Annotated in this window: 13 protein-coding genes; all 13 read right to left on the bottom strand. The window is 59.8% G+C overall.

Annotated features, from left to right (window positions below):
• Positions 1–167: 167 nt before the first annotated feature.
• The 13 genes from hypE to RMS03_RS09730 are packed head-to-tail and all read right to left on the bottom strand — an operon-like array spanning position 168 to position 9,413.
• Positions 168–1,223, bottom strand: coding sequence for a hydrogenase expression/formation protein HypE (hypE, locus tag RMS03_RS09790; RefSeq protein ID WP_310626883.1), 1,056 nt, complete (start codon positions 1,221–1,223; stop codon positions 168–170).
• Entirely contained in the window at positions 1,220–2,353 is a 1,134-nt protein-coding gene (gene hypD / locus RMS03_RS09785) for a hydrogenase formation protein HypD (protein WP_310626882.1), read from the bottom strand. The genes hypE and hypD overlap by 4 nt, the downstream gene beginning before the upstream one ends.
• 8 nt (positions 2,354–2,361) lie before the next feature.
• A complete protein-coding gene (locus tag RMS03_RS09780; RefSeq protein WP_310626881.1) occupies positions 2,362–2,643 on the bottom strand; it encodes a HypC/HybG/HupF family hydrogenase formation chaperone in 282 nt (93 codons plus the stop codon).
• Entirely contained in the window at positions 2,634–3,800 is a 1,167-nt protein-coding gene (locus tag RMS03_RS09775) for a carbamoyltransferase HypF (RefSeq protein ID WP_310626880.1), read from the bottom strand. Before RMS03_RS09775 ends, RMS03_RS09780 begins: the two co-directional genes overlap by 10 nt.
• Positions 3,801–3,807: 7 nt before the next feature.
• Positions 3,808–4,803: a hydrogenase nickel incorporation protein HypB gene (gene hypB, locus RMS03_RS09770; protein WP_310626879.1), complete on the bottom strand. Its 996-nt coding sequence runs from the start codon at positions 4,801–4,803 to the stop codon at positions 3,808–3,810.
• A 9-nt stretch (positions 4,804–4,812) separates the two neighbouring features.
• The gene (locus tag RMS03_RS09765) at positions 4,813–5,154 is read right to left on the bottom strand and encodes a hydrogenase maturation nickel metallochaperone HypA (RefSeq protein ID WP_310626878.1); all 342 of its coding nucleotides are present in this window, start codon (positions 5,152–5,154) and stop codon (positions 4,813–4,815) included.
• Positions 5,147–6,271: a nickel-dependent hydrogenase large subunit gene (locus tag RMS03_RS09760; RefSeq protein ID WP_310626877.1), complete on the bottom strand. Its 1,125-nt coding sequence runs from the start codon at positions 6,269–6,271 to the stop codon at positions 5,147–5,149. The genes RMS03_RS09765 and RMS03_RS09760 overlap by 8 nt, the downstream gene beginning before the upstream one ends.
• The gene (gene hybE, locus RMS03_RS09755; RefSeq protein ID WP_310626876.1) at positions 6,268–6,819 is read right to left on the bottom strand and encodes a [NiFe]-hydrogenase assembly chaperone HybE; all 552 of its coding nucleotides are present in this window, start codon (positions 6,817–6,819) and stop codon (positions 6,268–6,270) included. The genes RMS03_RS09760 and hybE overlap by 4 nt, the downstream gene beginning before the upstream one ends.
• Positions 6,816–7,046: a rubredoxin gene (locus RMS03_RS09750; RefSeq protein ID WP_310626875.1), complete on the bottom strand. Its 231-nt coding sequence runs from the start codon at positions 7,044–7,046 to the stop codon at positions 6,816–6,818. The genes hybE and RMS03_RS09750 overlap by 4 nt, the downstream gene beginning before the upstream one ends.
• Positions 7,043–7,918, bottom strand: coding sequence for a hydrogenase expression/formation protein (locus RMS03_RS09745; RefSeq protein ID WP_310626874.1), 876 nt, complete (start codon positions 7,916–7,918; stop codon positions 7,043–7,045). Before RMS03_RS09745 ends, RMS03_RS09750 begins: the two co-directional genes overlap by 4 nt.
• 25 nt (positions 7,919–7,943) lie before the next feature.
• On the bottom strand, positions 7,944–8,417 hold the full coding sequence (locus tag RMS03_RS09740) for a hydrogenase (protein ID WP_310626873.1): 474 nt from the start codon (positions 8,415–8,417) through the stop codon (positions 7,944–7,946).
• A complete protein-coding gene (locus RMS03_RS09735; RefSeq protein WP_310626872.1) occupies positions 8,414–8,722 on the bottom strand; it encodes a HypC/HybG/HupF family hydrogenase formation chaperone in 309 nt (102 codons plus the stop codon). The genes RMS03_RS09740 and RMS03_RS09735 overlap by 4 nt, the downstream gene beginning before the upstream one ends.
• A 13-nt stretch (positions 8,723–8,735) precedes the next feature.
• Positions 8,736–9,413, bottom strand: a complete 678-nt coding sequence (locus RMS03_RS09730; RefSeq protein WP_310626871.1) for a HyaD/HybD family hydrogenase maturation endopeptidase — start codon at positions 9,411–9,413, stop codon at positions 8,736–8,738.
• Positions 9,414–9,443 lie beyond the last annotated feature (30 nt).

Below are 9,443 nucleotides of genomic sequence, written 5' to 3'. Positions count from 1 at the left end.
GGAAACCGTGACGGATGAGGAATTGACTATGATTGAAAACCGATTGAATCACCGCCCCAGAAAGCGACTAGGATTCAAGACACCTCACGAGGTATTTCATGCCTCGTTAAAGCGTGTTGCACTTCGTCCTTGAATCCGCCAAATGAATCATTCAACAAACCTAGGTATTAACAAATACGAGGCAGTTGTTCACCACTGAGCCAATCCACCACCCGCGTGCCGCCAAAGCGTGTGTGCATTTGCACAAACTGATGGGGGTCAACTGTGACCTCGCCAATGCGCGCCGCCGCATGGCCACAGGGGTGGGCACGCATGGCGGCCAGAACGGCATCAGCCGCTTCAGGCGCCACCACCGCCACCAGTTTGCCCTCATTGGCGACGTACAAAGGATCAAGGCCCAACAACTCGCAAGCGGCATCGACTTGGGGCAACACAGGGATGGCGGCTTCTTGCAGCACCACACCCACGCCCGATTGACGGGCGATTTCATTCAGTGTGGTGGCCAGTCCTCCACGCGTGGGATCGCGCAACACATGGACAGCGCCTGCGGGCGCAGCGGCCAACATGGCAGCGACCAAGGTGTGCAAGGCCGCGGTGTCTGATTCAATCGTGGTTTCAAAGGCCAAAGACTCGCGCTGCGACAGCACCGCCACCCCGTGGTCGCCGATCGTGCCCGACAACAGCAGCACATCACCAGGCCGTGCATGGCAGCCACTGATGTGAACATCGGCAGGCAGCACGCCCACGCCCGTGGTGCTGATGAACACCCCATCGCCTTTGCCTTGCTCCACCACCTTGGTGTCGCCCGTCACCACAGGCACACCTGCGGCGCGGGCAGCGGCGGCCATGGAACGCACAATGCGTTGCAAGTCAATCAGCGGAAAGCCTTCTTCGATGATGAAGCTCGCACTCAAGTACAAGGGCTGCGCCCCCATCATGGCCACATCATTGACCGTGCCATGCACCGAGAGGCAACCCACATCGCCGCCGGGGAAGAACAAGGGCGACACCACATGGCCATCGGTGGCCATCACCAAACGGCCCTCCGTCATGGCGGGCAGTGGCAGCACAGCGGCATCGTCGCCTTGGCGCAGATAAGCGTTGTCCAACTCAGCCAGGAACAATTCCTCAATCAACTGCGCCGCTGCTTTGCCGCCCGCACCATGGCTCATGTCGATGCAGCCGTGCTTGATGTCGAGCGGTCGAATGTAATTTTTCTTCATGCTGAGGTCACCGCTATATCCCTGAACCGTCCGTAGGTGTAATGCGCGGCACAAGCACCCTCGCTCGACACCATGCAAGAGCCCACGGGGTTTTCGGGGGTACACACGGTGCCAAAAATCTTGCATTCGCTGGGCGTTTTCACGCCGCGCAAAATCGCACCGCATTCGCAGGCCTTGTTGTCGGGCACGGTGTGATAGGCCAAGGCAAAGCGATGCTCCGCATCGAAAGCGCGGTAAGTGTCACAAATACGAAGCGCTGAATACGGCATGGTGCCCAAACCACGCCACTCAAAGGAGTCGCGCAGCTCAAACACCTGGGCCATCAAATCTTGCGCGGTGGCATTGCCTTGGGGCGTGACAGCGCGGATGAATTCGTTTTCAACCTCGGCGCGTCCTTCGTTGACTTGCGTCACCAACATCCGAATGGCTTGCAGCACATCCAAGGGTTCAAAGCCTGCAATCACCACAGGTTTTTGGTAGTCGGCAGCAAAGCGGGCATACGGCTCAGAGCCAATCACAATGCTCACATGGGCTGGCCCCACAAAGCCATCAATGGGGGCGGTATGGCCTTGCTCTGCACCATCCAAGATGGCGCGAATGGCAGGCGGTGTCAGCACATGGCTGCACATGACGCTGAAGTTTTTCACGCCCAATTCGTGGGCTTGACGAATCACCAAGGCAGTGGGTGGCGTGGTGGTTTCAAAGCCAATCGCAAAAAACACCACTTCACGGTCTGGGTTGTCTTGCGCCAGCTTCAAGGCATCGGCGGGTGAGTACACCATGCGGATGTCACCGCCACGCGCCTTGGCCTTGAGCAGGGACAGGTTGTTGGAAGCAGGCACACGCAAGGTGTCGCCATAGGTACACAAGATCACGTGGTGCTCCAGCGCCAAGGCAATCGCCATGTCCACACGACCAATCGGCAGCACACACACCGGGCAACCTGGGCCGTGGATCATGCGCACATTGGGTGGCAACAGCTCCAGCACACCGTAGCGAGAAATGGCGTGGGTATGGCCGCCACAAAACTCCATGAAGTTGTATTGCTTCGAGGGGGGCGCCTCCGCTGCAATGCGTTGCGCGATCTGCCGTGCCAAATCACCGTTGCGGTATTCGTCGATGTATTTCATTTGGCCTCCTACTGAGCCGCCTCAAAGGAAGCCAAGCCCCCTCGGGGGGTAGCGAATGCGTCTGGGGGCATATGCGCCTCTTTCATTTCAGCAAACATGGCCAAGGTGCGCTCTGCTTCTTGCGGCTCAATGGTGCCAATGGCATGTCCCACATGAACCACCACATAGTCGCCCACGCGAACATCCGCCACCAAAACCACCGAAATTTCTTTGCGAATGCCGCCCAGCTCCACCACCGCTTGTCCCTCTGGCAACAGCTCGACCACCAACGCAGGAATGGCTAAACACATGAAGATGTCTCCTTTTGAAATACAAGCATCTCGCGCAACTGTTGCGCGGCTACCCAGGCTTGCCCCAGCGCCAAACCCGCATCACCATATTGCGTGGCGGGTTGGTAGACCTCAAAGCCCAGCACTTGCAGTCGCTGAGTCAGGCCATCGCGCAAAATGTGATTGAAAAAACAACCCCCACCCAAACAAACGCGCTTGGTGGCGGTGCGCTGTGATACCACGTGCACCCAATCGGCCAAGCCCGCGATCAAACCCTCATGAAAACGTGCAGCAGCTTCGTCTACCTGCCACGTGGGTGTGTCCACCTGCCATGCGGGTGTCTCTAACAGCGAGGCCCACACCGGCCGCACATCAAGGTTGCACAGGCCCTGCGCATCGCGCACCACGAGGGCGCAAGCCGTGGTGAAGGGCATGGATGGATGTTGCGACAGCCAACGGCGGGCGGCTTCTTCCAAAGCCATGGCCGCTTGGGCCTCGTCTTGTTGACGCACACACAGCCCCAGCACAGCGGCAGCCGCATCAAACCAACGCCCGGTGCTGCTGGTGCGCGGACAGTTCAGACCCGTCTCTAACATGTGGCGCACGCCCTGCGCCAAATTCAGGCCGACCCGTTGCGACCAACGCGGCACGATGTCGTCAGCACGACCCACGGCATGCAGCGCCGAGGCCGCCATGCGCCAAGGCTCGTGTGCTGCGCGGTCACTGCCAGGCAATGACAGCGGCCACAAGTGCCCCATGCGCCGCCACTGCGCGTCATGCAGCCACAGCAGCTCGCCGCCCCACGCTGAGCCATCGGTACCCAAGCCCACCCCATCGAGCGCCAACCCCAACACCGGGCCTTGCAACTGATGCTCGGCCATCACCGCCGCGATGTGGGCATGGTGGTGCTGCACACCGATGGCAGGGATACCCAACACATCGGCTTGTTGCAGAGCCAAGTGGGTGCTGAAAAAATCAGGGTGCAAATCATGCGCCACCGCCCGCACGGGGTGCCCCGCCGCACGGGCCTGCGCCAACAACACCTCGCAAGACGCTTGCAAGGCCGCACAGGCTTGGGGACTGCGCAAATCACCGTGCGGGGCTGACCACCTCACGTGGCCGTCTTGCCACACACAAGCGGTGTTTTTCAACCATGCGCCCAAGGCCAGGATGCTCATGGTGTGCTCATGATGTATGCAAGGCCGCACGCGCTTGGGCCAGCTCGGCCTCCAACGTGGCAATGCGTTGGAGCAGCGCGATGTCACCTGCTGGCTGCGTGCCCGTCGCCATGCGTTGCGCAATCCACTGCAACCATGCATCCATGCCCTCACCCGTCGTGGCTGAAAGTTGGATGATCTCGATGCTAGGGTTGACGCGCCGCGCCAAAGCGATGCAGCGGTCCACATCAAAGCGCACATGGGGTAACAAGTCGATTTTGTTAAGCACCATCAGCGTGGAAGCTGCAAACATGTCGGGGTACTTGAGCGGTTTGTCCTCGCCCTCGGTGACAGAAAGAATGGCGACCTTGGCCGCCTCGCCCAAATCCCACATCGCAGGGCACACCAGATTGCCCACGTTCTCGATGAACAAGAGGCTGGGCTGCGCATCGTGGTGACGATGGTGGTGCGCCTCATGGTGGGCTGAGTGGTTGTGCGAACCATGACCATGCTCGTGAGGGTGCTCGTGCGCATGGTGATGATCGTGAGAGTGCGTGTGCAAACTCGAAAACGCCTGTGCCACCATCGGTGCATCCAGATGGCAACCCTTGCCTGTGTTGACTTGAATCGCAGGTGCGCCTGTGGCGCGGATGCGGTCAGCATCAAAGCTGGTTTGCTGATCGCCCTCGATCACCGACACCGACACATGGGCCGCACGTTGTTTCAAGGCTTCAATGGTGGCGCACAGCAGCGTTGTTTTTCCTGAGCCTGGGCTAGAGACCAAGTTGAGTGCCGTCACGCCGTGCGCCAAAAAGTGCGCGCGGTTTTGCATGGCCACCTGGTTGTTGGCGCCCAAAATGTCGGCCTCTAGTTTGATGGCCCGCGACTGGCTCATGCCCGGCACAGACACCCGCGCAGCACCTGCGCCGAAATGCAAATCGCCACGGCTGTCAGGCGAGACGGGCTGCGCCGACGCATCGCCATGAGCCGACCCTGTTGTTGAACATCCACAGACCACACACATCTTGTTCTCCTAGGTCACTTCCATATCGACCACACGCAGCTCTGTGCCGCCTGTGGCTTGTAACTGATAGCTGCCGCAACGCGGGCACGCTTGCCCGCGTTGCACTACGCAAACGCTTTGGCTGCAGCCCATGCACCACGCCGAGCCCGGTGGGTCGGCAATCTCGATCACCGCCCCCTCCAGCAAAGTGCCGGGGGCGATGCTGTCGAGCGCAAAGCGCAACGCCCGCACGTCCACACCCGCGAGTTGCCCCGCTTCCAAGCGCAGGGTCAACAGGCGAGAAAAATTTTCACGTGCAGCGGTATCTTCAATCAACTGCAACACGCCACCGGCCAAGCTTGCTTCATGCATGTGGTGCCTCCTGTTTGGAAACATGCACTTCAAACGGCACACATGGGTCGAATGCGGTCATCAACCAGCCCAGCGTTGACGCATCTGCGTCTGGCGGCATCTGGGCCAACACCGAAGCCACCACGCCCTGTGGATGAAAGTTCCATTCAGTAGGGGCCACCACTTGCAGCTGGGTCACACGCTGCTCTGTGTCAAGGCTGACTTGGTGCACCAACAAACCACGCGCCATTTCAACCCAGGCCACGCCTTGACCCGCCCCCAAATTCGCTGCTCCCAAAGACAACCAATGCTGGCCACTGTGCGCGCGGGCGTCAGGCAAACACAGGCGAATCAACTCGGCCACGCGGTAGCCCATCAGCAGCCAAGGTGTGAGAGCGTGGGATGTGTTTTGGTTCAAACGGCTCCATGTGCCGGTGTGCGCGAATCGCCCCTGCCAATGCGGTTGAAGCACAAAGTGCGAATGGTCTTGCCATGTCTTCGCCCAAGCACACAAGTCATCCACTTGGGCGTGTGGGCGCAAGGCCAGGTCTTGGCGCAAGCACACATGAGCAGCCAGAGAGCGTCGCGCTTGGACCAGCAGGCTTGGCAACCAGCCTTTGTGCTGCCGGCTCCAGCTCTGCAACCACGCCTCGGGGGAAGCGCACCAAGCGGCCAGCCAGTCGCCTGCGGGCATGTGCAAGCACGAGACTTCTAGCCAGGTGCGCATGGCGGCCCAAAAGCTGGGCGTGGCCTCGGGCGCTTTGAGCAAGGGGCTGTGCTTGAGGCTCAAGGTTGCTTGTGCAGCCAGCGTGGCCGCTTGCTCAGAGGTGCCCGCTGCACGGGGCCAATCCAAGCAGATGCGACGCACATGTTCACTGGCAGTTTCCAATTGCAATGCGGCGGCTGCACCGTGTATGTCTTGCACACCTTGGGCCGCAGCCACGGCCATGCGACTGCACAGGCGATGCGATTGACCACAGAGGTTGAACAAGCTGGCCATCAACCCGGGCAAATGGGCTGCGTCTTGGCCTTGCCCCATGCGCATGGCCCAGTCGCGGCGTGAGCTGCTCAAGTTTTGGGGTGCAGCCGCACCAGGGGTGATGCGCAAAACACCGATAAGGTCTTGCTCGCGATTCATGCGCCACGTCCTGTCAAAAACAAACGACGCGCGGGCACCGCAGGAGCGGCAGGCAGTGTGGGTAGCGCCGCCGCCGCGGGCGCTGCGCTGTGCGTACCTTCACGAATTTCCCGCAAGGCGGCCAGTGCGGTGTCACGCGCCAAGTCTTGTGTGGGAAATTCAAACATGGGTGAGAACAAGGCACAGGTTTCGTAGTAACCCAAAGCCTCATCGTTTGCACCAATGAAATCAAACTGTTCCAGCCCAAACGCATGCACCGCACGGCACCCCACCCGATCACGATGGGCTTGCTTGTCCAAGGGCAAGCGCAGCAAGCTCATGAACCAAGGCGTGATGAGCACACCTTCGGCGACTGCCACGGCAACATCTGCCGACGCCGACTCAGCATTCGCACAGGCAAAGCCCACCGCCTCAACACGCAAAACGGCGTTGAGCAAAGGCAGGCCTTGCATGCGTTCACGCTGCACCCGCGCAAAGTGCATCACCAGCGCATCGACGCGTTGCTTGAGCAAATCGGTAGAGGATGAGGCGTGCATGACAAAACTCATGGCAAGAGCAAAAACTGATCGGCATCACAGTCACAGTTGGGGCAGCGCCAGTGGTCGGGCAACTCTGCAAAGGCCACGCCTGGCGGAATTTGCCACTGCGGGTCGCCCACAGCGGGGTCGAACACCCACCAGCAGATCTTGCACTCTAAGCGAGACTCTGGGCGTAAGACCTCTCGGTTTCCAAGGTAGGAACCTTCAAAGCCTTGAAATCTGCCATCGATGCTCATGCGGGCTCCAACCACGCCATGACTTCGCGCAAGCGCTCGTGCGAGTCGCGTAAGTCCTCGGGCGCGGCCATGGCGACTTCAGGCATGTCCACCACTTCCACGGTGTTCAAAATCACTTTGTCCATCGAGTTGTAGTACACCACACGCCAGCAGTTGGGCAAGCGTGTGTTAGAGATGCGGCAGTTGCCATAGCCACGCGAGAGCATGAGCACACGGCCTGTGCCAAGGTGGTGGTCTAAAAAGCCAATGTCTTCAGGCGTCATCGGTAGCAGCGTGAGGTTGACCACGTGGGAGACTTGGCCGCGACGCCATGTATTGACCTGATCGACGATCTCTTCAATCAACATGGGGGCGTTCTGAACATTTGGTGGCAAGGCACCTTGCCACACAGGCACTGCATCCCACACGTCTTGCTTGGCGGTCTCGGCAAACAAGGCGGGCACGGGTGCAACTTCAATCGCGTCATCCACTAACACGCCATCGCGGTAAGTCATCAAACGCCACACACCGGCAAACACCGACTCTTGCACACGCACTTCCAAATTGCCTTCGAGGGCGTGGACGATGGCGCTGGCCTCCCCCTCACCCAGCACACGGTTGAGCAATTCAAAATCTTTGGGGGCCATCACCCCTAACGGAATATGGCCATACACGCCTTGTGTGCCCGCCATCTCCAACAAAGAGATGACTTTGTGCAATGCCGCGCGTGCTTGATCCAGACCCAACATCTCTTCAGGCTCGGGCAGCACAGGGGGGCGATAGGTGTGCATGTCCTTGGGCATGGGCATGTAGTCCAAGGTCTCATCTTCCACTTGGGTGCCGGGGCCTAATAAATCGGTCGCAGACACCACGGGGATTGGAAATTCTTTCATGGTCTTTGTTTCCTTGAAGGGCTCATCAATGACAAGTGCTAGCAGCGCTGCGGTCAGTGACCACAGGAATGCCAATGGTGGGGGCGCGTGAGGTGGGCATGTTCAAGGCAGTGCCGACGGCTTCAACATAGACGTCCCAATCTTGCATCCCCGCCACGGCGGTGACGTATTCACCATCGCGCAAAAAAATCAGCGTGGGCCAGCGCTGTGAGCCATAGCGTTTGGCGACCGCTTCTTCGCGTTTGCGTGGCACCACGGCCACCGAGAACCGCCCAGGAAAGCTGCGCATCAACTCGGGCAGCACAGCGGCCACGTCCATGCCTTCGGGGAATTGAACGGGGTCGCCCGCGAGCAAGAGCACACGGTCGCCGCCTTTGGCGCTCCAGTCCGCGACCGTGGTTTCGTCCACCCATTCGGCAGCGCACTCGCGCACCAGACGCTCGATCAAGGGGGGCACCGCAGGTGTTTCAGGCACGGTGAGGTGGGTGGGTGAGGTCATTGTTTGTCTCCAGTCAAAGCATGTAGGTCTTGCAAATTCATGTGTGAGGGCAGGTGAAAGCCGAGGGCGTCGTCCTGCGCCGTGGTGTCGTAGTCACCCGCCATCGCGTGTTGCACCATGTCGAGTGCGGCATTCACCTCGTGCGCCCGCTGGGCGCTGATGCACTCGCGCGCATCGTTCAAAAACACCAACAACCATTCACCCACCTGAAGCTGGTCAACCAAGGCGGTGTTGACACGGCGTTGCTCACCACGGCCTTGGCAGATGGCGTGTCCGGGTTCGAGGCGCTGGACTTGCATGGGCATACCGATGCACATCTCAAGCCCCTGCCAAATCGTTGGATGCGGGGAAGAAGCGTGCATCGCCCTCGCGGCAAGCGGCTTGTGCGTCTGGGCGCTGTGCTTCGTAAGCGGCCAGCGCCAGTTGGTCCATCGTCACCGCATCACGTTCACTCAGTGGACGGCTACGCGCCTGTGGCTGTGCGCCCCATTGCGTGAGTTCTTCCAGCCCCAAGCGAATGGCTTCTTCCATCGCTTGCTTGACGATGGGGCGCAGGCTGCCGCCGTAGTCGTCCAGCTCTTGCGGCTGGCAACCAATGAGCAAGACTTGACGTGGATATTGGCCTGTCAGTTGCGCCAGCGAGAGCACTTCTTGAAAACCTGTTTGGTGCAAGCTCATCTTCTTGGCGCCCATGAAGCGGGGCACATCGTCGTCGCGCACCAGCTTCAAAGTGCCTGGCGCCAAGCCGTAGTCAATCGCATCGAAGATCAACAAGGCGTCCGCCGCCTGCACAAACTGAATCAGGTACAAGCCTTGTGTGCCGCCGTCTATCAACGAGACATGCGGAGCGAACTCGTAGCGCTGCTGCACCGCTTCGATGCAGCGCACACCAAAGCCTTCATCGGCCCAGAGCAAATTGCCAATGCCCAGCACACAGATGCTGGCAGGCTTGTCACCACAGGGGTGACAGGCGGTTTCGGGTGAGGTAGTGGACATGGTGAGCAACCAAAGGTTGAATCAGAGAGG

This window comes from Limnohabitans sp. (assembly GCF_031538885.1).
In the GTDB taxonomy this organism is placed as follows: Bacteria; Pseudomonadota; Gammaproteobacteria; order Burkholderiales; family Burkholderiaceae_C; genus Limnohabitans.
Note: the sequence above shows the minus strand (reverse complement) of the source record. Positions and strands in the feature narration are given on the sequence as shown.